This is a genomic window from Cupriavidus sp. 09_S30, assembly GCF_056930435.1.
This window is the reverse complement of the sequence record NZ_JBXOWI010000001.1, coordinates 2,408,521-2,433,949: the sequence shown is the minus strand read 5'-3', so window position 1 is coordinate 2,433,949 and position 25,429 is coordinate 2,408,521. Positions and strand designations below refer to the sequence as shown.

General features: G+C 66.8%; 18 protein-coding genes. 9 read left to right on the top strand and 9 right to left on the bottom strand.

All coding sequences use genetic code 11. The features are described 5' to 3' along the window. Nucleotide 1: 1 nt before the first annotated feature. On the top strand, nucleotides 2-535 hold the full coding sequence (locus AC1Z3O_RS11430) for an FKBP-type peptidyl-prolyl cis-trans isomerase (RefSeq protein WP_483515832.1): 534 nt from the start codon (nucleotides 2-4) through the stop codon (nucleotides 533-535). A 99-nt stretch (nucleotides 536-634) separates the two neighbouring features. Here the strand turns inward: AC1Z3O_RS11430 and AC1Z3O_RS11425 are convergent, their stop codons facing one another. Together AC1Z3O_RS11425 and mutS are read right to left on the bottom strand one after the other, a co-directional pair. Further along, on the bottom strand, nucleotides 635-1,720 hold the full coding sequence (locus AC1Z3O_RS11425; protein ID WP_483517585.1) for a hypothetical protein: 1,086 nt from the start codon (nucleotides 1,718-1,720) through the stop codon (nucleotides 635-637). Nucleotides 1,721-1,740: 20 nt separating this feature from the next. Beyond that, a complete protein-coding gene (gene mutS / locus AC1Z3O_RS11420; protein ID WP_483517584.1) occupies nucleotides 1,741-4,359 on the bottom strand; it encodes a DNA mismatch repair protein MutS in 2,619 nt (872 codons plus the stop codon). A gap of 147 nt (nucleotides 4,360-4,506) precedes the next feature. On the opposite strand from mutS, the gene AC1Z3O_RS11415 reads away from it, so the two are divergent. After that, nucleotides 4,507-4,983 carry an integrase arm-type DNA-binding domain-containing protein gene (locus tag AC1Z3O_RS11415; RefSeq protein ID WP_483515831.1) on the top strand — a complete coding sequence of 159 codons (477 nt, stop codon included), beginning with the start codon at nucleotides 4,507-4,509 and terminating at the stop codon, nucleotides 4,981-4,983. A gap of 126 nt (nucleotides 4,984-5,109) precedes the next feature. On the opposite strand, the gene AC1Z3O_RS11410 is transcribed toward AC1Z3O_RS11415, so the two are convergent. After that, entirely contained in the window at nucleotides 5,110-7,113 is a 2,004-nt protein-coding gene (locus AC1Z3O_RS11410) for a sigma-54-dependent Fis family transcriptional regulator (RefSeq protein WP_483515830.1), read from the bottom strand. Between the two features lie 471 nt (nucleotides 7,114-7,584). On the opposite strand from AC1Z3O_RS11410, the gene AC1Z3O_RS11405 reads away from it, so the two are divergent. From AC1Z3O_RS11405 to AC1Z3O_RS11390, 4 genes are all read left to right on the top strand, one after another. After that, complete coding sequence (locus tag AC1Z3O_RS11405) at nucleotides 7,585-8,079, top strand: lecithin retinol acyltransferase family protein (RefSeq protein WP_483515829.1); 495 nt, start codon at nucleotides 7,585-7,587, stop codon at nucleotides 8,077-8,079. A gap of 613 nt (nucleotides 8,080-8,692) precedes the next feature. Beyond that, nucleotides 8,693-10,837 (top strand): hydantoinase/oxoprolinase family protein, encoded by a 2,145-nt coding sequence (locus tag AC1Z3O_RS11400; protein WP_483515828.1) that lies wholly within the window; start codon nucleotides 8,693-8,695, stop codon nucleotides 10,835-10,837. Between the two features lie 11 nt (nucleotides 10,838-10,848). Continuing rightward, entirely contained in the window at nucleotides 10,849-13,173 is a 2,325-nt protein-coding gene (locus AC1Z3O_RS11395) for a hydantoinase B/oxoprolinase family protein (RefSeq protein ID WP_483515827.1), read from the top strand. A 23-nt stretch (nucleotides 13,174-13,196) separates the two neighbouring features. Next, nucleotides 13,197-13,706: an acetone carboxylase subunit gamma gene (locus AC1Z3O_RS11390; protein ID WP_483515826.1), complete on the top strand. Its 510-nt coding sequence runs from the start codon at nucleotides 13,197-13,199 to the stop codon at nucleotides 13,704-13,706. 83 nt (nucleotides 13,707-13,789) lie between these two features. Here the strand turns inward: AC1Z3O_RS11390 and AC1Z3O_RS11385 are convergent, their stop codons facing one another. After that, a complete protein-coding gene (locus tag AC1Z3O_RS11385; protein ID WP_483515825.1) occupies nucleotides 13,790-15,091 on the bottom strand; it encodes a UDP-N-acetylglucosamine 1-carboxyvinyltransferase in 1,302 nt (433 codons plus the stop codon). Nucleotides 15,092-15,441: 350 nt separating this feature from the next. Here AC1Z3O_RS11385 and AC1Z3O_RS11380 point away from each other — a divergent pair, with 350 nt between their 5' ends. Further along, nucleotides 15,442-15,822 (top strand): hypothetical protein, encoded by a 381-nt coding sequence (locus AC1Z3O_RS11380; protein WP_483515824.1) that lies wholly within the window; start codon nucleotides 15,442-15,444, stop codon nucleotides 15,820-15,822. Nucleotides 15,823-15,926: 104 nt separating this feature from the next. Then, the gene (locus AC1Z3O_RS11375; RefSeq protein WP_483515823.1) at nucleotides 15,927-16,181 is read left to right on the top strand and encodes a hypothetical protein; all 255 of its coding nucleotides are present in this window, start codon (nucleotides 15,927-15,929) and stop codon (nucleotides 16,179-16,181) included. 190 nt (nucleotides 16,182-16,371) lie between these two features. On the opposite strand, the gene pdxR is transcribed toward AC1Z3O_RS11375, so the two are convergent. Continuing rightward, the gene (pdxR, locus tag AC1Z3O_RS11370) at nucleotides 16,372-17,934 is read right to left on the bottom strand and encodes a MocR-like pyridoxine biosynthesis transcription factor PdxR (RefSeq protein WP_483515822.1); all 1,563 of its coding nucleotides are present in this window, start codon (nucleotides 17,932-17,934) and stop codon (nucleotides 16,372-16,374) included. Nucleotides 17,935-18,025: 91 nt separating this feature from the next. Between pdxR and AC1Z3O_RS11365 the strand changes: the two genes are divergently transcribed. Continuing rightward, nucleotides 18,026-18,775 (top strand): pyridoxamine 5'-phosphate oxidase family protein, encoded by a 750-nt coding sequence (locus tag AC1Z3O_RS11365; protein WP_483515821.1) that lies wholly within the window; start codon nucleotides 18,026-18,028, stop codon nucleotides 18,773-18,775. A gap of 29 nt (nucleotides 18,776-18,804) precedes the next feature. Here AC1Z3O_RS11365 and AC1Z3O_RS11360 read toward each other — a convergent pair whose 3' ends face one another. The 4 genes from AC1Z3O_RS11360 to AC1Z3O_RS11345 all read right to left on the bottom strand — a co-directional run bounded on the left by AC1Z3O_RS11360 (nucleotide 18,805) and on the right by AC1Z3O_RS11345 (nucleotide 25,372). Then, entirely contained in the window at nucleotides 18,805-20,235 is a 1,431-nt protein-coding gene (locus AC1Z3O_RS11360) for a TolC family protein (protein WP_483515820.1), read from the bottom strand. A 9-nt stretch (nucleotides 20,236-20,244) separates the two neighbouring features. After that, nucleotides 20,245-23,385 carry an efflux RND transporter permease subunit gene (locus AC1Z3O_RS11355; protein ID WP_483515819.1) on the bottom strand — a complete coding sequence of 1,047 codons (3,141 nt, stop codon included), beginning with the start codon at nucleotides 23,383-23,385 and terminating at the stop codon, nucleotides 20,245-20,247. Then, nucleotides 23,378-24,553 carry an efflux RND transporter periplasmic adaptor subunit gene (locus tag AC1Z3O_RS11350; protein WP_483515818.1) on the bottom strand — a complete coding sequence of 392 codons (1,176 nt, stop codon included), beginning with the start codon at nucleotides 24,551-24,553 and terminating at the stop codon, nucleotides 23,378-23,380. The genes AC1Z3O_RS11355 and AC1Z3O_RS11350 overlap by 8 nt, the downstream gene beginning before the upstream one ends. A 456-nt stretch (nucleotides 24,554-25,009) precedes the next feature. Then, nucleotides 25,010-25,372 carry a hypothetical protein gene (locus tag AC1Z3O_RS11345; RefSeq protein WP_483515817.1) on the bottom strand — a complete coding sequence of 121 codons (363 nt, stop codon included), beginning with the start codon at nucleotides 25,370-25,372 and terminating at the stop codon, nucleotides 25,010-25,012. Nucleotides 25,373-25,429: the final 57 nt, after the last annotated feature.

Genomic DNA, 25,429 nt, shown 5'->3' with positions numbered 1-25,429 from the left:
ATTGAAAATCGCAAAGAACACGGTGGTGTCCGTGGTGTACAAGCTGTCGGACGCGCAGGGCAATCTGATTGAAGAGTCGGACGAGCCCATGGTCTATTTGCACGGCGGCTATGATGGCACGTTCCCCAAGATCGAGGAAGCGCTGGACGGCCATGATGCCGGCTTCGAGACCCAGCTGCAGCTCGAGCCCGAAGATGCCTTTGGCGATTACGATGCAGAGCTGGTCAAGGTGGAACCGCGCAACCGTTTCCCCGAGCCGCTCGAAGTGGGCATGCAGTTCGAAGGCGTGCCTGAGGATGGCGACGAGGACGAATCCATCATCTACACCGTGACCGATGTGGCCGAGGACAAGGTGGTCCTCGATGGCAATCACCCGCTGGCCGGCATGGCGCTGCGCTTCTGGCTCAAGGTCTCCGAGGTGCGCGAGGCGACTGCCGACGAGGTGGAGCACGGCCACGCGCACGGCGCGTCCGGTGTCGAGGTGGTCGACGAAGACGAGGATGACGACGAGGCTGGCGGCCACACGCTGCACTGATTCCGCTGCCAGGCGGAGGGTTGGAAAGAGGCCGGCGCTACGCCGGCTTTTTTCTTGACACACGCATCCGCACGACGCAACTGCCACCATTGCGCAGGCTTAGTTGTTCTCTTCCGGGGCGCCGCCCGGCGCATCCTTCAGGTTGACGCTGTACAGCGCGGTCGCGCCGGGCGTGATCTCCAGCTCCACCCATTGCCCCGCCGTGCCGGGCGGCAGCGTGACTCTCGTGAAGTTGCGCAACGGCTTGCCGCTGTTATCGCGCAGCGGGGTGTCGATGTCAAAGCCCTTCAGGCTCGCGTGGACCAGCAGCACCTGGCCGCGAAAGCGCGCCGTCAGGTCGCGCAACTGCCGCTTGAACTCGATATAGCCGTCGCGCTTGCGCCGGCTGACGAAGGCGTCGAACAGGCTGGGCCTGCCGCGATGCTCCCAGCCGTTGCCGAATTGCGGATCGCCGTGCACGATCAGCACGATGCCTTGCAGGTCCTGCTGCCGCGCCAATGAGAAGGCGCGCGCCAGCCACTGATGATTTGCTTCGCGCCTGTCCTCGAACTCGCCGTTGCGGCCGCCTTCGGCAAGATAGTGGTTGTTGTCGCCGGGCAGGTTCAGGCCCACGAACATGACCGGGCCGCTCCGCCAGCGTACGTTCTCGCGGAAGCTGCGGAAGGTGGCCTGGTCGGACTGCCGCGTCAGCGGCATCGTGCGCTGGCCGAGCGAGGCGTCGCTGGCGTAGAAGAGTTCGCGCAGGCGGTTGAGACGTTCGAGCGGGTCGAAGCTGCCGCTGGCCGCATGCTGGCATTCGGCCCATTCGGCCTCGCCGGGCACATAGACGAGAGGCAGAGGCGAGGTATCCAGCAGCCGTTCGCGCGCGCCCAGAAGTGCATCCGAACAGTTCTCGGTGTCGCCCTTGATGCCGCCGGCATGGATGACGAAGTCGAGCCGACGCTCACCGAAACTTGTGAGCAGGCGGCTCGTGGCCAGTTCCGCGGCGGGCCACTGCGGCTGGTCGGCAAACACCGCCACGCGCACGATCGGGGCCGGTGCCGCCGGCGTGGCGGCGGCGCTGTGCGGGGCGCCCTGGCCGCTGCCTGGCAGCAGCGCGGCGGACAGTGCGAGCGCACCCAGCATGCGGGCGGCCGCGCGCCGCACGGCCGCGTGGCGGCGCGCACCCGGACCGAACTGCGGCATCCGCGCAATCGCGGCAGGCGTCATGCGCCGGCTGCCGCCGTGTCTGCCAGCGCCTTGAGCCGGTACAGCGCATCGAGCGCGTCACGCGGCGACAGGCTGTCGGGATCGACGCCGGCCATGGCGTCCAGCAGCGCCCGCGTGGCGGCCGAGTCCGCCGCCGGTGCGGTGAATTCGGCTGCATCGGCGTCATCGTCCTGCTCGGCGGGCGCAGGCGGGGCGGCGAAGAGGTCGAGTTGGGGTGTCGGCGTGGCATCGGCCGACTGTTGCTCCAGCCAGGCCAGGTGCTTGCGCGCCGCGCGGATCACCGGCTGCGGCACGCCTGCGAGCTGGGCTACCTGCAGGCCGTAGCTCTGGCTGGCCGGGCCGTCCTGCACCGCGTGCAGGAAGACGATGCCGTCGCCGTGCTCGACCGCCGACAGGTGGACGTTGGCCGCTTGCGGAAACTCCTGCGGCAGCTGGGTCAGCTCGAAATAGTGTGTGGCGAACAGCGTGTGGCTGCGGTTGTGCGACAGCAGGTGGCGTGCGATCGCCCAGGCTAGCGCTAGGCCGTCGAAGGTCGAGGTGCCGCGCCCGATCTCGTCCATCAGCACCAGGCTGGCCGGCGTGGCGTGGTGCAGGATGCCGGCCGCCTCGGTCATCTCCACCATAAAGGTGGAGCGGCCGCCGGCAAGGTCGTCGGCCGCGCCGATGCGGGTGAAGATGCGGTCGATCGGGCCGATCACGGCGCGGCGCGCCGGCACATAGGCGCCCACGCAGGCCAGCAGGGTGATCAGCGCGGTCTGGCGCATGAAGGTCGACTTACCGCCCATGTTCGGGCCGGTGATCAGCAGCAGCTTGCGCGCCTCATTGAGCTGGCAGTCGTTGGCGATGAAGGGCACCGATTCGGCGGCAAGCTGGCCCTCCACCACGGGATGACGGCCTTGCACGATGTCGATCACGTTTTCGGCCACGCGTTCCGGGCAGGTCCAGTCCAGCGTCTGCGCGCGCTCGGCCAGCGCAGCCAGCACGTCGAGGCGGGCCAGCGCGCCGGCCACCCGCTTGAGCTCGCCGATATGCGGCAGCAGCAGCTGGAGCAGGGTGTCATACAGCTGCTTCTCGCGTGCCAGTGCACGGTCCTGCGCCGACAGCGCCTTGTCCTCGAAGGCCTTCAGTTCAGGCGTGATGTAGCGTTCCGCATTCTTCAGGGTCTGGCGGCGCCGATAGTCGTCCGGCACCTTGTCCGCCTGGCCGTTGGTCACCTCGATATAGAAGCCGTGCACGCGGTTGTACTCGACGCGAAGGTTGGCAATGCCGGTGCGCGTGCGTTCGCGCGTCTCCAGGTCGATCAGGAACTGGCCACAGTTCTCGGAGATGTCGCGCAGTTCATCGAGCGCAGCATCGTAGCCGCGCGCGATGACGCCGCCGTCACGCACCACCGTCGCGGGTTCCTCGGCCACGGCGGCGGCCAGCAGGTCCAGGCAGGCCTGCGGCACCGCAAGCTCTTCGACCGTCTGCGCCAGCAGCGGCGCGGCGCCGTCGAGCGACACGCAGGCCTGCACCTCGGGCAAGGCCCGCAGTGTATCGCGCAGCGATGACAGGTCGCGCGGGCGGGCATTCAGCAGCGCCAGCCGCGCGGTGATGCGCTCCACGTCGGCCAGGCGGCGCAGGGCCGGTCGCAACGTGTCGATGCCTTGCTCGATCAGCGCGCCGATCGCCTGTTGGCGCGCGCGCGGCAGCGCCGGGTCGCGCAGCGGATGATGCAGCCAATGACGCAGCAGCCGGCTGCCCATGGTCGTGGCGCAGGTGTCCAGCAGCGAGAACAGCGTCGGCCCTTCGCCGCCGCGCAGGGTCTCGGTCAGCTCCAGGTTGCGCCGCGTGGCGGTATCCAGGCCGACGAACTCGGACTCGCGCTCCACCTGCACGCCCTGCACGTGGCGCAGCGACTGCCCCTGCGTGCTGGCGGCATAGTTCAGCAGCGCGCCAGCCGCGCCCAGCGCGGCGCCGAGCCCCGCGCAGCCGAAGGGGTCCAGGCTGGCCACGCCGAGCTGCTCGCGCAGCCGTCGCGTACCAGCCTCCTGGTCGAAGTGCCACTCGGGCAGGCGCGTGCGGGCACCGATGGCGACAGGCAGGTCGATGCCGTCGGCGAAGAGGAGTTCCGCCGGCCGGATCCGCTCCAGCTCGCGGGCCAGCAGGCCCTGCTCGCACTCCATCAGGCGCAGTTCGCCGCTGGCCAGGTTCAGCCAGGCCAGGCCGATCTTGCTGACACCGCGCCGCGTGGTCTGCTGATGCACCGCCATCAGGAAGGTATCGGACTTGTCAGGCAGCAGCGCCGCGTCCGTCAGCGTGCCCGGGGTGACGATGCGCACGACCTTGCGTTCCACCGGCCCCTTGCTGGTGGCTGGATCGCCGATCTGTTCGCAGATCGCCACCGATTCCCCCAGCTTGACCAGCCGCGCGAGGTACTGATCGGCCGAGTGGAAGGGGATGCCCGCCATGCGGATCGGCACACCATTGGAGGCGCCGCGCGAGGTCAGCGTGATGTCGAGCAGCCTCGCGGCCTTCTCTGCATCGTCATGGAAGAGCTCATAGAAGTCGCCCATGCGGTAGAAGAGGAGGGTGTCGGGGTGGTCCGCTTTGATGCGTAGATACTGCTGCATCATTGGGGTGTGACTGTCTTTGGCCGGTTTCTTAACTGCTTGATCCACGTTGGCTTTTTCCTGCATTCCCTTGTCTAGCATGGCTTTTGAGGGAGTTTCGACGAAGTTCGATGGGATTCGCATCTACCATCTGCACCCGCCGTCACTCTCGTGCACTCATGCTTCCGGCGTAGCTTTTTCGCATCTGGTCCTTGGAAACCCACACGGCCTGCGTCCGGTCTTGTTCCAGAAAAGCTATGCTGCGAAAACCTACACCATGTAATCCGATGCCCGAGCTGCGTAGCGGCTGCAACAAGCGAACACCTGGTGATCGCTGGTTGTCCAGGCCTTAGGCTGGAGGCCTGTGCCTCGCGGCGCGCCTGGATCTACCGCTGCAGGTCCCGCGTCGACGGGCGTCTACGCCAGATCAAGATCGGCGCTTGGCCGGCCATGTCGCCAGCGGCCGCGATCGTCGAACGGGGGCGGTTACGGGCCGCGCGCGATGCCGGCGCGGATCCCGCTGCGGAGGCGCGTGCTGCACGTGCCGCAGCTCAAGGCAAAACAGCCGACAGTTTACCCCAGGCCGCTGACTACACGGTCGATCGGCTACGCGATGACTACCTCGCTGGATGCATCGAGCTGGCCTGACCCTTGAGGAGTGCCGCGCTCAGGAAGCGCGGCGTGGCGGAGGTTGTCCCGCGGTGATCGCGGGCACATCCACTCGGCCGGGTTCGGGTCGGGTGCAGGCAAGGCGCAGTGGATGACCTGCCTGCTCTAAATCTTGGAACTCAAATTACCTAGTTGGTCCCGAATCCCCGCTAGTTTGACATAGAGCGTGCTCCTCGAAATTCCCAGCGTGCGCGCAGCCATAGACATATTTCCATGGGAATTCGCTATTGCGCTAAGTATTGCTTGCCGCTCCATTGTCTCAAGTCGTCCCGGCGAGGCGGACTCTGATTTCGAGGGTGGGATGGGAAGCGGATTCTTGACCATCGGTGCGATGGCGGGGGGCAGCAGGGAGCTGTCGATAATGTCGCCTTCACAGAGCGCAAACATCACCTCGAAGGCATTTTGCAGTTCGCGTATGTTCCCCGGCCAACGATAGCTCAGAAGGGCCTGTTGCACAGCTGGGTCTAGCCGTTTGGGCGCACAGCCATACTTGACTGCAAGCTTGCTGTTGAGATGCTCGACGATTGCATCGATGTCGCCAGGCCTCTCGCGCAGCGCGGGTAACTCTAGGGTGACCGCACAAAGGCGGTGGTACAGGTCTTCGCGAAAATGTCTGGCTGCGATTTCGCTCTGCATATCACGGTTGGTGGCAGCAATGACACGCACCGAGACGCGCCGCTCGCGGGTATCGCCGAGGCGGACCACAACGCCATCCTGCAGCACGCGCAACAAGTGGGGTTGCATGTCTAGCGGCATTTCGCCGATCTCGTCCAAGAACAGTGTGCCGCCCTCGGCTTGCTCGAACTTGCCTGGAAGGCCCCCACGTCGGGCCCCAGTAAAGGCGCCCTCAATATAGCCAAAGAGTTCGCTGGCCAGGAGTTCGCGGTTCAGGGCGCCGCAATTGACGGCAACAAACGGTCCTTGCGCGCGGTTACTTGCCCGATGCAACGCCCGGGCGAAGAGTTCTTTACCAGCTCCCGTCTCGCCCAAGAGCAGGACAGGGAGATCGAGTGGCGCGATGCGGCGAGCGCGGGCCTTGGTTGCTTCCAAAACCTCACTTTGGCCAATGATCTCGCGGAAAGCATCATTTTCAGCCAGTGGTGTCGGAGTCGCGGGCAGAGATATAGTGGTCCGAGTCTGTCGCGCCGCAAGTGGAATCACAAGCATCGTACCCAGCGAACCTTCATGGTCCTTCACCGGGTGCAGCCATTCGGCGCGTAGCCACGGCGGGCGCTGGCAGCACTGATCGACATCCGATAGTGCCAGATCGAGGCCTGGCATTTGACTGCCAATTCCTATGGGCAAGCTCACGCCATGCATCTCGAGCACGGCCTGCGCATTTCCGTTAGCGCGAACAATGCGCCCCCGCGCGTCGACGAGCACGACGTAATCATTAGCGTACCGGATGAAACTGTCGATGGCCCTGGTCAGGAGCCGCTCGTGGAGAGCACTGTCGCGGCGGGCTAGTTCCCCCTCGATCTGCTTGGCCGCAGCCAGCACCAGACCCAGCGTGTGGCCATGAAGCGTTTCCTTGACACCGGAGACATCGACTACGCCGAGCAAAGTGCCACTAAGGGGGTCAACAATGGGGGCTGCAGCACACGTCCAGCGCTTGACGTCCAGGCAGAAATGCTCGTCGGCATGAATTTGAACCGGAGCGCGGGCAGCGATCGCGGTGCCAATGGCATTGGTGCCAATGACTTCCTCGTTCCAGCAGCCGCCGGTGGCCAGGTTGATCCCCTCGCCTGCGGTGCGGACCCTGCTGCCGCCATTGACCTGGAGAATGGTGCCGCCTGCGTCAGAGAGCATGATCAGGGTGCCACATTCACGCAGGACATCGCGTAGGCCCTCGAGTGCCGGGCGCGCGGCATCGCAAAAATCCCGGTTCTGACGCTGCAACTGGCGAACGCGTTCGACGGCTGCCCCCGGCGCGGAGTGCCTGGCAGGGTCAACGGCCTCAGAACGACACCGCTGCCACGACGCCAGGACGACGCTGCGCACCCCTGCCGCATCTAGCGGCTGGTCCTGCACAAAACGCTCCCAAGCCGAGGCAACGAGCGGTTCGTCGCCGATGCGGGGAATCAGGGTGCCGCAACGAGAAAACGGCATGGGACGATCACGGTTAATTGACTGAGCTAACCGTAGCGCCGTGCTAGGGCCAAGTCAATAATTCTCTTTCAAATCAATTATTTGTGCTCTGCAGCAAAGGCCGCTGACGATGTCCGAAAATCGGACAGTGCCGCCTAATGGTCCCGCCTAATCGTCCGGAATTCGGACAGTGAAACGAAGCACTCAGGACGTCTGCTGCATCGGATTCAGGAGCCCATTCCAAGCTTGTGGATCCGCTTGAAGCACGGAAGGGGGGAATAGAAGAGCCCTAGGTAAAGGCGATCGCAGGGTGGGTGGCGCAACAGACTTATCGCAGCCATTGAAGTGCAGCCGGGGCGTCACCGATGGAAGATTGCCTATCAAGCGTTTGGGCCGAAGAGGGCACGGGCCCCTACCGTGCCGCTTGCTTGTGGCGATGGCACGCCGTATGCGGTCTCTCTTTGCGAGAGAAAGCGGAACGCGGTGCAGGCCATGAAGAATTCAGAGGGGACACGGCTCCTGATTGTCGAAGCGGTAGCGGACGTGGGCTTGACGATCGGAAGCCATCTGGTTACCGAACGTCTTGGTTACACGCATCATGGCGTTTATGCGGGAGCCGGCAGGGTGGTGCACTACGCAGGACTGTCGCGGTCACTGCGTCGCGGCCCGGTGCAGGAAGTCGCGCTCTCAGAGTTTGCAGATGGGCACGCCGTCTGGGTCAGGCAAAGCCCGGGCGCCAAGTTCGATGGCACTGAAGCTGTCCGCCGAGCCTACTCCCGCCTGGGCGAGGATCGCTATCGGCTGATCTCCAACAACTGCGAGCACTTCTGTATGTGGTGCTTGTATGGCGAAAGCCGCAGTGATCAGATCGATGGCTGGAAGTCGTGGGCAATTGATGTATTGGGTGCCGGGGTCAAAGCCATCAGGCGGCTGATGGCCACGACTTCCAAGGGTCTGTCCATGACACGACCAGTTTCGCAATTCTAGTTCGCATACGCCGATCAGCGTCCCATCGACTGGTGGCGAGTGCCATGTCAGCGGCAGTACTCCTGCCCGATTTCCTGCGCCGTGTGGCTGCGCAGGCCGAGCCCATCCTTGGGCGCACCATCGATCAACTTCGGCATTCCTAGGCGCTGGTGAGCCGCCGTTGGCGCTCGAGCACACGCCCCGACAGTTCGTTGGAATAGCTCCAGACGCAGTTCACCTCAGCGCCTGGGAGTCGCGTCAGCGCGCACGCTTGTCCTTTGACCCTGGGCGGAAGCGAAGGACTCGGGTGAGGGTATAGACAGGACTGGCATACGGCGTCCATGGACGCGGCTCTAGCTTTCACAACGCACCTGTAGCCGGTCAATAGATTGTGTTCCGCAGCAAGCAGGCCAGGAGGTGTCCGAGTTCTGGACAGCGCTGCGAGGGCGTCGGAAATCCGGACACCTACGGCGGACACTGTGCGACTGGCGCCGCGACCAAAGAATGCCTGCAAGGTATTGATTTCATTCTCATTTCAAGCCTGGTGCCCGGCGCCGTCCAGCGATGGCACGCCCCTTGCCATGTAGTGGGTGTGGGAGATCCCACGACGACTACATCAATGACAGGAGGCAATATGCAACCCCAGTCCACCGTACAGGTGATGGGCATCGATGCCGGTGGCACGATGACCGATACATTCTTTGTGCGCTCGGATGGCCGTTTCGTGGTCGGCAAGGCGCAGAGCAATCCCGGTGACGAATCCCTTGCCATCTACAACTCGTCCGAAGATGCCCTCGCCCACTGGGGCCGGACCGTGGACGACGTCTATCCGGAGCTGATGACCTGCGTCTATTCCGGTACGGCCATGCTCAACCGCATCCTGATGCGCAAGGGCCTTGATGTCGGCCTCATCTGCAACCGGGGCTTCGAGCAGATCCATTCGATGGGCCGCGCGCTGCAGAGCTACCTGGGCTATGCGCTGGAAGACCGCATCCACCTGAACACACACCGCTACGATGAACCGCTGGTGCCCGTCTCGCGCACCCGCGGCGTTACCGAGCGTACTGACGTCCAGGGTAAGGTGGTCATCCCCCTGCGTGAAGACGAGGTCCGCCAGGCTACCCGGGAACTGGTGGAGGCCGGCTCGCAAGCGATCGTCATTTGCCTGCTGCAATCCCACAAGAACGAATCGAGCGAGCAACGCGCCCGCGACATCGTGCGCGAGGAGTTGAAGAAGCTGAAATCGGATATCCCGGTCTTTGCCTCGGTAGACTACTACCCGTCGCGCAAGGAGAGCCACAGGATGAACACCACCATCCTGGAGGCCTACGGTGCTGAACCTTCGCGCCAGACATTGAAGAAGGTCAGCGACCGCTTCCAGAAGCACGGGGCCAAGTTCGACCTGCGCGTGATGGCGACGCACGGCGGCACCATCAGCTGGAAGGCCAAGGAACTCGCGCGAACAATCGTTTCCGGCCCGATCGGCGGCGTGATCGGCTCCAAGCTGCTCGGTGAGGCCCTGGGCGACGAGAACATCGCCTGTTCCGATATCGGTGGCACCAGCTTCGACGTGGCGTTGATCACCAAGGGCAACTTCGCCATCAAGTCTGACCCGGACATGGCCAGACTGGTCCTCTCGCTGCCCCTGGTAGCCATGGATTCCGTCGGTGCGGGCGCCGGCAGCTTCGTGCGCCTGGACCCCTACAGCAAGTCCATCAAGCTTGGCCCCGACAGCGCCGGCTACCGCGTCGGCACCTGCTGGCCGGAAAGCGGACTCGACACCGTTTCCGTCTCCGACTGCCACGTGGTGCTGGGCTACCTGAATCCTCAGAACTTCCTCGGTGGCGCCATCAAGCTCGATGTGGAACGCGCCCGCCAGCACATCAAGGCCCAGATCGCCGATCCGCTCGGCCTGTCGGTGGAAGATGCCGCTGCCGGCGTCATCGAGTTGCTGGACCTGACGCTGTCCGAATACCTGCGCGCCAATATCAGCGCCAAGGGCTACAACCCGGCGGAGTTCACGTGCTTCTCCTACGGTGGCGCCGGCCCCGTGCATACCTACGGCTATACCGAGGGTGTGGGTTTCAAGGACGTGGTCGTGCCCGCCTGGGCGGCCGGCTTCTCGGCGTTCGGCTGCGCCTGCGCCGACTTCGAATATCGCTACGACAAGTCGGTGGACCTCGGTGTCGCCCAGTTCGCGCCGGACGCCGTAAAGGCTACTGCCTGCAAGACCTTGCAGGAAGCCTGGTCCGAACTGGCCCTCAAGGTGATCGACGAGTTTGTCCTCAACGGCTACAAGCCCGAAGACGTCCTGCTGATCCCCGGCTACAAGATGCAGTACATGGGCCAACTGAACGACCTCGAGATCGTCTCGCCGGTCACCAGCGCAGCGACTGCCGCCGACTGGGACCAGATCGTTGAGACCTTCGAGAGCACCTACGGCCGTGTTTACGCCAGTTCCGCGCGCTCGCCGGAACTGGGCTTCTCGATCACCGGCGCGATCTTGCGCGGCACCGTCGTGACCCAGAAGCCGGTGCTGCCGGAAGACCCCGATGCAGGCCCGACGCCGCCCAAGGAAGCCTATCTCGGTACCCGCCCCTTCTATCGCCACAAGAGGTGGGTAGATGCCGCGCTCTGGAAGATGGAATCGCTCAAGGCCGGCAACCACATCGTGGGCCCCGCCATCATCGAATCCGATGCCACGACCTTCGTCGTGCCGGATGGCTTCGAGACGACGGTCGATAAGCACCGCCTGTTCCACCTCAAGGAAGTGAAATAAGGAGACACGCCATGAACATGATGAGCAACAAGGAAGTGGGCCTTGGCCACCTGCTGCAGAGCGGTGAGACCCTCAAGCAATTCCGCGACGGAATCATCGCTCGTACGCAGGCTACCGGCCACTACAACGGCCTCGACAAGCTGGAGTTCCGCGACAGCGACCCCATCGGCTATGAGAAGCTGTTCTCCAAGCTGCGCGGCGGCCTGGTGCATGCCCGCGAGACCGCGAAGAAGATTGCCGCCAGCCCGATCGTCGAGCAGGAAGGCGAACTCTGCTTCACGCTCTACAACGCCGTGGGCGACTGCGTGCTGACCTCGACCGGCATCATCATCCACGTCGGCACCATGGGCGCAGCGATCAAGTACATGATCGAGAATAACTGGGAGGCCAACCCTGGCATCAATCCCGGTGACATGTTCACCAACAACGACTGCTCCATCGGCAACGTGCACCCCTGCGACATCGCCACCATCGTGCCGATCTTCTGGGAGGGCAAGCTGATCGGCTGGGTGGGCGGCGTCACCCACGTGATCGACACCGGCTCGGTGACGCCGGGCTCCATGTCGACTGGCCAGACGCAACGCTTCGGCGACGGCTACATGATCACCTGCCGCAAGACCGGCGTGAACGACGAGCCGCTGCGCGACTGGCTGCACGAGTCGCAGCGCTCGGTGCGCACGCCGAAATATTGGATCCTCGACGAGAAAACCCGGATCGCCGGCTGCCACATGATCCGCGAACTGGTCGAAGAAGTGATCCGTGCCGACGGCCTCGAGGCCTACGAGAAGTTTGCCTACGAGGTCATCGAAGAAGGCCGCCGTGGACTGCAGAGCCGCATCAAGGCCATGACCCTGCCAGGCAAGTACCGCAAGGTGTCCTTCGTCGACGTGCCCTTCAAGCACGACGACGTGCAAGTCTCCAACGCCTTCGCCAAGCTCGACTCGATCATGCACTCGCCCTGCGAGATGACGATCAAGCCAGACGGCAAGTGGCGCCTGGACTTCGAGGGCGCAAGCCGCTGGGGCTGGCACACCTTCAACGCCCATCAGGTCGCATTTACTTCCGGAATCTGGGTGATGATGTGCCAGACCCTGGTGCCCACCCAGCGCATCAACGATGGCGCCTACTTCGCCACCGAGTTCCGCCTGCCCAAGGGCACGTGGTGCAACCCAGATGACCGCCGCACCGGCCATGCCTATGCCTGGCACTTCCTGGTCTCCGGCTGGGCAGCCCTATGGCGCGGCCTGTCGCAGTCGTACTTCAGCCGCGGCTACCTGGAAGAGGTCAACGCCGGCAACGCCAACACCTCCAACTGGCTGCAGGGCGGCGGCATCAATCAGGACGGAGAGATCCACGCGGTCAACAGCTTCGAGGCCAGTTCCTGCGGCACCGGCGCCTGCGCCGTCAAGGATGGCCTCAACCACGCTGCCGCGATCTGGAACCCCGAAGGCGACATGGGCGACATCGAGATCTGGGAGATGGCCGAGCCACTGCTCTACCTCGGCCGCAACGTCAAGGCCAACTCCGGCGGCTACGGCAAGTACCGCGGTGGCAACGGCTTCGAGACGCTGCGCATGGTGTGGAACGCCCAGGACTGGACCATGTTCTTCATGGGCAACGGCTACATGAACAGCGACTGGGGCATGATGGGCGGCTATCCATCCGCCACCGGCTACCGCTTCGAGGCGCACAAGACGGGCCTCGACGAGCGCATCGCCATCGGCGACTCCCTGCCGCTGGGCGGCGACATCGACCCGGGCAACCCCGACTTCGAGCGCCACATCGACGCCACCGCCGTGGTCAAGCGCGACAAGCAGTGTGTCACGACCGAGGACTGCTACGCCAACCATGATCTGTACCTGAACTACCTGCGCGGCGGCCCCGGCTTTGGTGACCCGCTTGACCGGGACCCGAAGGCCATCGAAGCGGACCTCAACCAGAAGTTCCTGCTGCCGGAATATGCGCAGAAGGTCTATGGCGCCGTCTTCACCCAGGATGGCAAGGGCGTGTTCACGGTGGATGTCGCCAGGACCCAGGCACGCCGTGCCGAAGTTCGCAAGGAACGCCTGGCCCGGGCCCTGCCGACGCGCGAATGGATGAAGGAAGAGCGCGAACGCATTCTCAACAAGCACGCGTCCGTCCAGGTGCAGCACATGTTCGCCACCAGCTTCGCCCTGTCTGAGAAGTTCACGCGGGAGTTCAAGCAGTTCTGGAACCTGCCCGCCGACTGGCTGGTGCGTGAAGAAGAACTGGGCGTGCCGTCTTACGGCGCCAAGCACCGCATGGACCTTTCCCTGCTGCCCGACGTCACCACCGTCGTCCAGGTCGAAGAGTAATCACCGCATCCAGGAGTTGAACAATGTCAACCTATACCAATGAACAGGTCGCCCACCTCGTCGAGGGCTCCCTTGACTGGGAAACCACCTTCCGCATGCTCTCGATGCCCAAGGACGAGAGCCGGTTCGCGCAGTACCTTGCGGCCCTGCAGGCCAAGGTCAGCTTCCCTGACCGCATCGTGCTTCCGCTCAGCCCGCACATGTTCATCGTGCAATCGGCCAAGAGCAAGAAGTGGGTGGTCAAGTGCGACTGCGGTCACGAGTTCTGCGACTACCGCGAGAACTGGAAGCTGCATGCCTCGATCTACGTGCGCGACACCGAGGAAGCGATGACCGAGGTCTATCCGAAGCTGATGGCTCCCGACACCCAGTGGCAGGTGTATCGCGAATACTACTGCCCATCGTGCGGCACCATGCACGACGTTGAGGCGCCTACCCCGTGGTATCCCGTGATCCACGACTTTGAGCCGGACATCGAGGCATTCTATAAGGAATGGGTGAATCTCCCGGTGCCGGAGCGCGCCCCCGACTGAGCGCCGTTTGCGGCAGAGGGCAGGCGAGGCTGCCCTCTGAGCTAACGCGGCGAGCCGGCGCCGCATGGCGCCGGCGGGTGCGGTTAATCTTCGCTGGTCCACTCCACCTGCGCGCCAAGGCTGCGCAGGTTTTCGACGAAACGCGGATGGGCCCGGCGGATCGGCGTGGCGTTGCGGATCTCGGAGCGGCCATCGATGCTGGCGGCCACCATGAAGAGGGCGATCGCCACGCGGATGATGTAAGGGCTCTCCACCACGGCGGGCGTCAGCGGATTGCCGCCGAAGGTGATGAGACGGTGCGGGTCGGAGGAGAACACATGGGCGCCGAACTTCGACAGCTCTCCCGTCCAGCCCAGGGCGCCGTCGTAGACCTTGTTCCAGAACATGGCATTGCCCTGCGCACGCACGCCCAGGGCGATGAAGATCGGCAGCAGGTCGACCGGGAAATAGGGCCAGGGCGCTGCCTCGACCTTGGTCAGCACATTGCTGGTGAAGGGCGTCTGCACCTGCAGCGGGCCGGAGCGCGTTGCGCGCGACCAGCCGTCCTCGTGCGCGATCTTGACGCCGAACTTGGCAAAGGTGCGGTCGAGCAGCGGGAAGTTCTCCGGTGCGCTGTTGCGCACCACGATATCGCCGCCGGTGATGGCGCCCAGTGCCAGGAAGGTCGTGATCTCATGGAAGTCCTCGTCGAAGCGGAACTCGCCGCCGCCGAGCGTATTGCCTCCGTGCACCGTCAGGCGCGACGTGCCGATGCCCTCGATGCGCACGCCCAGCATCGTCATGAAGCGGCAGAACTCCTGCACGTGCGGCTCCGAAGCGGCGTTGGTCAGCGTTGAGGTGCCGCTTGCGGCGGCCGCACACAGCACGAAGTTCTCGGTGGTGGTGACCGAGGCATAGTCGAGCCAGTGGTCCGTGGTCGTCAGTGAGCCAGCGCAGCGCACGAGCAGCGAGCCCTCGGCGCGTGTCACCTCGCCACCGAAGGAGCGGAAGATGTCGACGTGCGGGTCGATCTCACGCACGCCCAGCGTGCAGCCCTTGACGTTGTCCTCCAGCCGGGCGACGCCGAAGCGCGCCAGCAGCGGAGGCACCAGCATGATCGACGAACGCATCTCCTCAGGCAGCCGGTGGCGCTGCGCGTCGAAGGTGGTGGCGCGATGGTGCAGGTCAAGCGTGCCAGTCTCGCGGTTCCAGTTCACGTCGCTGCCCAGCGTGCCGAAGATCTCCAGGATCTTGCGCACATCGGTGATGTCGGGCACGCCATGGAGCCGTAGCGGGGCATCGGTGAGCAGGGTGGCGCAAAGCACGGGCAGGACCGCGTTCTTGTTTGCCGAGGGGACGATGCGGCCGCGAAGCGGGGCGCCGCCGTGCACGATGAGATTGGACATGGGTCGGGGATGTGGCGAAACGGGGAGGGGGGCGATCTAGAGCGGTCCGTATTGTACTTGCCTACTTTCGCAGTGGGGGCACGTTCCCGCGCTGACGTCCCGGCGCGACAGGCCCGCCGGCCGGGCACGGCATGAAGTGCAGCGGCGGGCGCACGCGGGGTGCACGTCGGGTGCACGTCGGGCCGAGGGCTGCCGCGCCGCCGAGCGGAAAGGTCAGCCGGGCGGAAAGGCCAAGTCTTGATCGCCGGACATCCGGATTCCCGCTTGCCTGATGCCACCCACAGCCTTTTTCTTGGCTTGCGCTCCGCCCATACTGATAAGAGGTGGGCGGATTGTGACGGGGGACGAGCATGGGCGATGCCGCATGGTGGCGGATGCGAGGCACGGGGGCGCTCGGGCCCATCTGCCTGTACTTGGCGGGTGTGCTGGTCCTGGCCGCAGGCCTGGTCGGGGCGGCCATGGTGTATTCCATGCCCTGGCGCGATGAGAGCTGGCAGCTGGCCGGCGCGACGCCGGACACCAAGCTCTATGAGACCCGGCTGGAGAGCATCGGCGGGCGGGCAACCTTCCTCGCAGCGGAACTGACCCGCTGGCTGGGCGGTTTCTGGCACGGCGGGCCGTTGGCCATCGGGCTGCTGATCCTGTGCACGCTGATCGCACTTGGCTGTTTCGTGGCGGCGCATCGCCTGATGCAGGCGCAGCGCGCGAGTGGCGCCGACGGCAGGCGGTGATCCGCGCGGACGCACAGCACTGCGCCACGCCCGGGCGCGCTTGATGCTTGTCAATTTTGCGCAAAATGCCGCTGCTATCCTCCTGCTCAAAATAGGAGGCCAGCATGCAAGAACGGACACATCGCTACAAGGGCTTCACCATCCGGCTCGCCGTGCCCGACACCATCGACGCGGGCGAGCGCCATGGCTGGGTGCGCATCTCCGGTCCGGATACCAGTGTCGGTGTGCGCTTCACGCCAGACTGGATGCAGTTGTCCGCCACGGTTGCGCAGACCGAGGCCTGCCTGCTCGCTTACGCCACCGGCTTGATCGACTGCGAAGTGGCCGGCGGCTTCGGCGTGGACCTGGAACTGGCTTAGTCCACTGAATCACTGAAATCGGTCGGTGCCTGCCACGCCATGCGGGCCGGGTTGACGCAGCGGCGTCGTTGCAAATGCTCGCAATAGCCATGCTATTGCTGCGCTTTGCCCTTGCAGGGCGCGCACGCGCTGGCAAGCGCGTGCCGCTACGCAGGCGGATTGCTGTGCCATCCGAATGCACTGCTCCGCCCTAGCGCTGATTCCCGCATGGCATGTCCTTCACCTCCCATTTCAGTGATTCAGCGGACTGGGCGCCAGGCTGGCGGGCGAGTTCGTCGATCACGCGGGCCAGGCGGCGCACCGTTGCTTCCATGGCTTCGGCAGGCGTGCCCGCATAGCCGAAGACGAAGCCGTTGTACTGCGCTTGCGGCGTGCCGGGCAGCAGATAGCGGCTCAGCGGGCGCAGCGCCATGCCGTGGGCGGCCGCTGACGCGCAGACGGCGGTATCGGACAGCGGCAGATCCAGGCGGGCGCTCAGGTGCATGCCGCCGGCGCTGCCGGATACCGTCAGCCGGCCGCCGAGGTGGCGCGCCAGCGCGTCCTGCAGTGCGTCGCGCCGCTGCGCGTAGAGGCGTCGCATACGCCGCAGGTGGGCGGCGAAGCGTCCGCTGTCGATGAATTCGGCCAGCGCCAGCTGTTCGGCGACGTGGCCGCGCGGCGCAATCTCGCCGACGGTGTCCGCCATGTCCTCGCAAAGGCGGCGGGGCACCACCATGAATCCCAGCCTGAGCGCCGGGAACATGGTCTTGCTGAAGGTGCCGAGGTAGACCACGGGAGAGTCCGGCTCCAGGCCCTGAACAGCGGGTACCGGCATGCCGTCGCGGCGGAATTCGCTGTCGTAGTCATCCTCGATGATCCAGGCGCCGGCGGCGCGCGCCGACCCGATCAACGCCAGCCTGCGCTCCAGGCTCAGGACCGAGCCGAGCGGGTACTGGTGCGAGGGCGTGATATAGACCAGGCGGGGCGGCACCCGCTGCCAATGCCCCGGCGGGGGCGCGATGCCGTCGGCGTCGACCGGGATCGGTTCCAGCCGAAGGCTGGCTGACTGGAAGGCGGCGCGCGCGCCCGCGTAGCCGGGATTTTCCACCCAGGCGGTGTCGCCGGCATCGGCCAGCATACGCGCGCAGAGGTCCAGGGCGGACTGCGTGCCATCGGTGACGAAGACTTGCTCAGCCTCGCAGCGCACGCCGCGCGCCACGCGCAGGTACTCTGCGATGGCGTGGCGCAGCGCGGGCTGGCCGCCGGCTCTGCCATAGCCAAGGTGGTGTGGTGACAAGGCGCGCCAGGCGCGCTCGACGCAGCGGCGCCAGTGGGCCAGCGGAAACGCCTCCAGGGCCGGCACGCCGGGTTTGAACGGCAGCAGGTCGTAGGTGCGCGGATCGTCGCGCCCCAGCCCGCTGACGCGGCGGGAGAGGCCGGGTCCGGCGGCGGTGTCGCCCGATGGCGCGAGGTGTGCAGCCGCGCCCGCCGCGCCCGCCGCGGCCGGCGGCCGCAGGCCGAGCCGCGCCACCGTGGTGCCGTGCCGCCCGCTCTTGACATAGCCTTCCGAGGCCAGCCGTTCATAGGCGTACAGCACGGAATTGCGCGCCATGCCCAGTTCGGTCGCGAGCGCGCGCGAGGCTGTCAGCCGCGTCCCCTGGACAATGCGCCCGTCGAGGATGGCGGCGCGCAGGCTCTCATAGAGCAGCCGCTGCGCGGGCATGCGCTGGGGCTGGCTGGCGCGGTAGGCGGCAAGCAACAGGCCGTAGTCCATCTGGTGGCTCCAAAATTACACCTCGATCTGGCTCTACCAATGGTGCCATGTAATCCCTAATCTGGCGATCCTATCCACCTCCCTTGAAGGAATGCGCATGGCATCCGCAGACTCCACCGTCCCGTCCCTGTCTGAAGACGATCCGACCCTCCTGGCGCCATCGGCGCGCACGCGGATCCGCCGGATGCCGGCGCGCGGCAGCTATGACCCCGCAGACCTGCATGCCATTCTCGATGGGGCCTATCTTTGCCACGTGGCCTTCGCGGACGAGTCCGGCACGCACTGCATTCCCACCGCCTGCTGGCGCGAGGGCGATCACCTGTACATTCATGGCTCCAACGGCAGCCGCATGCTGAAGGTGGCCGCGGCCGGTGGCCAGGTCTGCGTCACCGTTACACATCTGGACGGGCTGGTGCTGGCACGCTCGGCCTTCCACCATTCGATGAACTACCGCTCGGCGATGATCTACGGTGTGTTCGAAGCGGTCGAGGGGGCGGCCAAGGCGGCTGCGATGGACGCCTTCGTCGAGCACATCGCGCAGGGCCGTTCGCGCGAAGCCCGGCCTGGCGACCGCAATGAGCTGGCGGCCACCACCGTGCTGCGGCTGGCGTTGGACGAGGCCGTCACCAAGTCGCGCACGGGCGGCCCCAAGGACGATGAGGAAGACATGGCGCAGCCGGTCTGGGCGGGCGTGCTGCCGCTGGCGTTGAGCGGCGGCGCCCCGCAGCCCGACGGCGCGCAGGCGTTGCAGCCCGGCTATGTGCGCGACTGGGAGGGCGGCCCGGCGCCGCGGGTGTCGGCCCCGGGCGCCGTGGCCGTGCCGGCCGCGCTAAAGGCCTAGAACAGGCCTAGAACAGACCTAGAACAGGCCTAGAGCGCGGGCCGCTCGCCGATCGACAGCTGCAGCTGCACGGCCGCCGCGGCCAGGTCGGCGCGTGCCTGCAGGTAGGCCTGGTAGGTGTCGTCGGCCGAGCGCTGCGCGTCCAGTACCTCCAGCAGCGAGGCGGAGCCGTGCCGATAGGCGCGGCGCTTGCCATCCAGAACGCGGTCGGCGTCCGGCAGCACCGATGCGCGGTATTGCTCGGCATTCTCGCGTGCGGCGAGATAAGTGGCATGCGCGCTGCGCACCTCCGTCGTCGCCGCCAGTTCCGCACCGCGCAGATCCAGCATGGCCTGCGTGATGTGGGACTCGGCCTGCAGCAGCTCGCCGCGCTGCAGGCGCGAGAAGGGTATCGGGATCGATACCGATACGCTCAGCATGCGCGAGCGCGGCACCCCGTCGCCCTGGGGCAGGCCGTCGTCTCCCACCGTGCCGTTCACGCCGGACGTCACGTCGAGTCCGATGCTCACGCTGGGATCGACCCAGCGGTTGGCACGGGCCAGCGCGAGGTTGTCGTAGGCGTTGTCCAGTGCCGCGCGCGCGATGCGCACCGCGTCGCGCCGCTCCAGCGCCTGCGCCAGCAGCGTGTCGATGCCCGGGGGCTCGGGCGGCAGGTGCTCGCAGGCCAGCGGCATGTCGCCGAAGGCCTCGGCCATCGGCTTGCCCAGCGGAATGGCCAGCCGGATCTGCGCACTGCTGGCCGCGGCGCGGGCGGTCTTGACCTCGGCGGCAAAGCGGTCGCGCTCCACGCGCGACTGCGCCAGCTCAAGCCCGCCCACGTCGCCGGTGCGGTTGCGCACCGCATTGGCCCGCGCGATCTCCGACAGGGCCGCCAGCGACGACTCCTGCCGCACCAGCGCCGCGCGGCTGCGGCAGGCTTCGACGAAGGCCGCGGCAGCCTCGCTGTAGAGTTCGTTGCGGAAGCCCTGCACGGTGACCTCGGTCAGGCGCAGGTTGGACTTGGCCGCCTGGATGCGGCGGCCGCGCTTGCCGCCGAGCTCAATCGGGATCTCCAGGCCGATCTGCTGGGTGCGGGGCGGCTTGGGCGACACCGCGCGGCTCAACTCGATGCTGCTGACGCCATAGCTGATGGAGGGGTCGGGCCGCACGCCGGCGATGCTGATCTCGGCCTCGGCGCTGTGGATGGTCTCCTGCTGTGCGGCGAGCCCGGGATTGTGCTGCTCGACCGCGTCGAGATAGTCCGCGAAGCGCAGCGTGGCTGCGGACGCGGATGCACTGGCGATGGCCGATGTCGCTGCGGCCGGCGGCGTGGCGCCGGCTGCCGGCGTGCTGCCGGGCACGGCGGCCTCGGCGCGGGCGTCGCCCGCAGTGGATGCCAGCAGCGCCAGCGCGAATGGAGCCAGGGCGGCCAGGGCGCCCGGGAACCTGCCTTGCGGCAGCAATGGAATGATGTGGAACATGGGTTCTCCTCAGGCGCGGGGCGGCATCGCCGCCGTTTCATCGCTTGCGCCGGATGGCTCGTCCGCCGCGGCTGCCGCCAGGGCGCGGCGTTCGGCGCGGGCCTCGATCAGGTAGTACAGGGCCGGCAGCAGGGCCAGCGTTAACAGCGTGGCCGTGCACAGGCCGCCCACCACCACGGTGGCAAGCGGCCGCTGCACATCGCTGCCCAGGCCGGTGGCGAGCATGGCCGGGGTCAGGCCCAGCGCGGCCACGGTGGCGGTCATCAGCACGGGGCGCATCCGGCTGGCCGCGCCCTCGAGCACCGCCGCGCGCAGCGTGCTGCCCTGCTGCGCGCGCAGGCGGTTGATCTGCGCGATCATCAGCACGCCATTGAGGACCGCCACGCCGAACAGCGCGATGAAGCCGACCGCACTGGACACGTTCAGCGTCATGCCGCGCAGGTGCAGTGCCGCCAGGCCGCCCAGCATGGCCAGGGGCACGGCCAGCAGCACCAGCGCCGGCTGGCGCAGGTTGCGGAACTCGGCGAACAGCAGTACGAACATCAAGGCCAGCGTCATGGGCAGGATCAGCGCAAGACGGGCCTGCGCGCGGTGCAGGTTCTCGAACTGCCCGCCCCATTCGACCTGCACGCGGCGGCCGTCGGCCGGCACGGCCTGCGCGATCGCCGCCTGCGCTTCGCGCAGGAAGCCGGACAGGTCGCGGTCGCGCACATTGAGCCGCACGATGATGTGGCGCCGGCCCATCTCGCGCACGATCACGCTCTCGCCCGAGGTGGTGCGGATCTTCGCCACCTCGGCCAGCGGGATCTTGGCGCCGTTGGCGGCGCTGAGCATCAGCTCGCCGATGGCCTCGGGGCGGCTGCGCGCGTCGGGCGGGAAGCGCACCGTCATGTCGTAGCTCTTCTCGCCCACATAGAGCTGGCCGATCGGCGCGCCGCCGATGCCGGTGGAGATCAGCTCGGCCACGTCGGCGGCATTGATGCCATGGCGGGAGGCCGCGGCGCGGTCCAGCTCGATGCGCAGGTTGGGCAGGGGCGGCTCGACGTCGACCGCGACGTCCGCCGCGCCGGGCACGCCGCGCAGGGTGGCGGCGACCTGCGTGGCCACGCCGCGCGCCTCGGCGAGGTCGTCGCCGTACACCTTGACCACCAGGTCGCTGTGGGCGCCCGACAGCTTGTCCTGCACGCCGTCGATCATCGGCTGCATGAAGGCCACCGAGTAGCCAGGCATCTGCGCATAGCGCGCCGACAGCTGCGCGATCAGCTTCTGCTTGTCCATGCCCGACGGCCATTCGTGGTAGGGCTTGAGGCCCACGCTGGCTTCGATGTGCGATGGCGTCCAGTAGTCGGTGCCGTCATCATTGCGGCCGGTCTGCGTCACCATGTAGGACACCTCGGGAAACTCGAGGGTGACATGGCGCAGCTCGTCGGCCATGGCGGCCGCGCGATCGAGCGTGATGCCGGGCGGCATCTGCACCTGCAGCCACAGCGAGCCCTCGTCCAGGTAGGGCAGGAAGTCGCGGCCGATGGTCAGGCCCAGCGCCAGCAGGCCGGCCAGCGAGGCGGCGCAGGCCGCCGCCACCCAGCGCGTGCCGCCTACGCTGCGCGCGAGGAAGGCCTGATAGTGCTGCCCCAGCCAGCCGAGCACCGGATTGTGGAAGACCGGCCGCGGCTTGCGGAAGGCCAGCCAGGCCAGGCCCGGGATCAGGGTCAGCGCCACCAGCAGGGCGCCGACCAGCGCCGCGCCGACCGCATAGGCCATCGGCGAGAACAGCTTGTACTCGATGCGCTCGAACGAGAACAGCGGCAGGTAGGCCGCCACGATCACCAGCATGCCAAAGCACATCGGGCGCGCTACCTGCAGCGTGGCCCCGATCGCGTCCAGTGGCGTCAGCGGCCGCTGCTGCAGCTGCTCGCGCCGGCGCAGCATGTTCTCCACCAGCACCACGGCGCCGTCGACCAGGATGCCGAAGTCGATCGCGCCGAGGCTGAGCAGGTTGGCCGGGACGTGGAAGTGATGCATGAAGATGAAGGCGATCAGCAGCGCCAGCGGGATCGTCAGCGCCACGATCAGGGCGGCGCGCGGGCTGCCCAGGAAGAGCAGCAGCACCACGGCCACCAGCAGCATGCCCTCGGTCAGGGTCATGCCGACCGTGTGCATGGTGTGCTCGATCAGGTTGGTGCGGTCCAGGTAGGGCACCAGCTTGACGTCGGACGGCAGCAGCCTATCGTTCAGATCCTGCACGGCGGCATGGATGCCGTCGAGCGCCTGCGCGGCGTTGTAGTCCTTGAGCAGCAGCACGATGCCGGAGACGGTGTCGGACTTGCCGTCCTTGCCCAGGATGCCGCGCCGCTCGACGTTGCCATAGCGCAGCTTGCCGAGGTCCTTGACCAGCACCGGCGTGCCGTCCTTGCTGGTGACCACGACATTGCCCATGTCATCGAGCGAGCGCAGCAGGCCCACGCCGCGCACCACGTAGGACTGTTCCCCGCGGTCGAGCACGCCGCCGCCGGAATTGGCGTTGTTGGCGTTGAGCGCCTCGGTCACCTGGGCCAGGGTCAGGTGGTACTGGTTGAGCTTGGTCGGGTCGAGCTCGAGCATGAACTGCGTGGTCAGGCCGCCGAAGTTGGTCACATCGACCACGCCCGCGACCTTCTTCAGGCGCGGGATGACGGTCCAGAACTGCAGGTCGGACAGCTCGCGCAGGTCGCGCGTCGGCGATTCCAGCGTGTAGCGGTAGACCTCGCCGATCGGCGAGGTGTAGGGATCCAGGCCGGGTTTGGCGTCGTAGGGCAGGTCGACCTCGGCCAGGCGCTCCTGCAGCCGCTGGCGCGCCCAATAGCCTTCGGTGCCGTCCTCGAACACCACCGTGACCAGGGACAGCGCGAACAGGCTGCGCGTGCGCAGCACGTGCATGCCGGGCGTGGCCAGCAGGGCGCGCTCGAGCGGGATGGTGATCTGCTGCTCGACTTCCTCGGCGGCCAGGCCGGGTACCTGGGTGACGATCTGCGAGGTGACGTCGGCGATGTCGGGATAGGCTTCCACGGGCAGCTGCCGCCAGCTGTGCACGCCGTACAGGGCGACCAGCGCGAACACCAGCCAGACGATGCCGCGGCGGTGGAAGCAGAGGGTGACGAGTCGGTCAATCATTGAGAAGTACTCCGTTCTTGACCACGACACGCTCGCCGGCCCGCAGGCCCTCGAGGACCTCGGCCATGCCGTCGACCACATCGCCGGTGCGCACCGGGCGCGCTGCGTAGCGGAACTCGCCGCGTTCCACCATCACCTTGGTGTACAGGCCGTCCTGCAGCAGCGCCGACACGGGTACCACCAGCGCGGTGCGCGGCTTTCCGGTGAAGATCACGCGGGCGAACATGCCGGGACGCAGCCGGCCTTCGCCATTGCGCATCGCGACCCGGACCTTGACGGTGCGGGTGTCGGGGTCCAGGGTCTCGCCCACATAGCGCACCTCGCCCATGACCGGCTCGCCGGGATAGGCGTTCAGGTCGATGCGCGCGCGCTGGCCGACGAAGACGGCCGAGAGGTCCTTCTCCGGCACGTTCGCGGCCAGGTAGACGGTCGACAGGTCGGCCACGGTCATGACCGGTGCATTGGTGTCGTTCCAGTACGTGCCCGCCGCGCCGTCGAGCGCGATCACGCGACCGCTGATCGGCGCGCGCATCACCAGGTGGCGCCGCGCCAGCGGATCATTGCCGCCGCTGGCGCCGAGCTGGGCCAGGTGAGACGCGGCGGCCTCCGCTTCGTGGCTGGCCTGGGCATGGGCCATTTCGGCCTGTTCCAGGTCCTTGCGCGCGGCGATCTCCTCGGCGTACAGCGTGCGCTGCCGCTCCAGTTCCAGTTGCGTCTCGCGCAGCGCGGCGCGCGCCTTGCCGGCTTCGGCCTGCGCCGTGCTCAGCTCGGCCGAGTCGAACGTGATGAGCGGTTCTCCCTTGCGCACGGCGTCGCCCAGGTCGGCGTGCAGGCGCACGATGCGCCCGGACAGCGGCGGCGCGATGCGCACCAGGCGGGCCGGATCGGCCTCGATGACGCCGGGCACCGGAATGGGCCGCGCGACATCCTGCTCTTGCACGGCCTCGACGACGAGCCGGCTGCGCAGCGGCGAGCCCTGCGGCAGCGCGATCAGGCCGCCTTCGCGCAGCTTGTCGGTGGCTGCCGCGCCGGCGCCCTGGGGCTTGGGGCTGTCCACAGTCTTGGCCTGGGCTGGGCGCGAGGGCTCGCAAGCGCTCAGCAGCCAGGGCGCGGCGCAGGCGATGGCCAGGGCCAGCAGGCGCTGCCTGTGCGGGATCGGGTTGGACATGGTTTCTCCTCTGCGCGACGGACGAGCGCCGCCGCACATCGCGTTCATCGTGTGATGTGTTGTTGTGGTGGTGCGCGGCAGCGTGTGCGGGCGGCGAAAACGCCGCTTTTGGCACTAGGGACGAGCGCAATCCCCAGCGGGCCGGCGGCCAATGGCCGGACGGGTCTCTGGTGGGAGAGGGCTGTCGTGCTGTGCGCTACGCGGGGTTGGGGCGCGGCGCCGAAGGGCGGGGGATTCCGTGTCGCGCGGGCCGCGGCGTGCGTTGCTGCGGTCGGGCGGGAATGGCCGTGCGGGTCCGGGTTTGCCGATCCGCCGACATCAAGGGATGGTAGGAGGGATCAGGCGGAGACGGACACGCAGCACCTTCGGCGCATGCGTTGGCAACTAGGGTCGGGGTCCATGGACTCTCCTTGTCGGTTGCAATGTGCCGCCGGCATCAGGCCGGGGCGCATCGGCTCAGTGGGCGGTGGCAGCCAGTGCGCGCTCGGGTTGCGGCACGGTTTCCCAGCGCACGGAGCGCACCTGTGGCGTGAAGCCCAGGCCCTGCACCAGCCGCACCATGGCGGCGCGGGCGTCCTGGGGGCATAGCAGCAGGACGCGAACCTCGGTCAGTTCGCGCTGCTCGAGGCTGCGCGCGTGCAGGCTGCGCAGCGTCATCTGGTTGGCCTCGAGCTCGTCCATGATCTGCTGCGCGATGCGGCGCTCGCCGGCATCGCGGCAGATCACCACGACCTGGAACAGTTGCGACACGGGCATGGCGACCGGTGGCGGGCAGGCGGCAGCGGCGGTGCCGGGCATCAGCTTGTGGAGGAAGCGCATGGCGGACTCCTTGTTTTTTACTGCGTGGCGGCTTGCACGGGCGCCGTCGAACGGCGC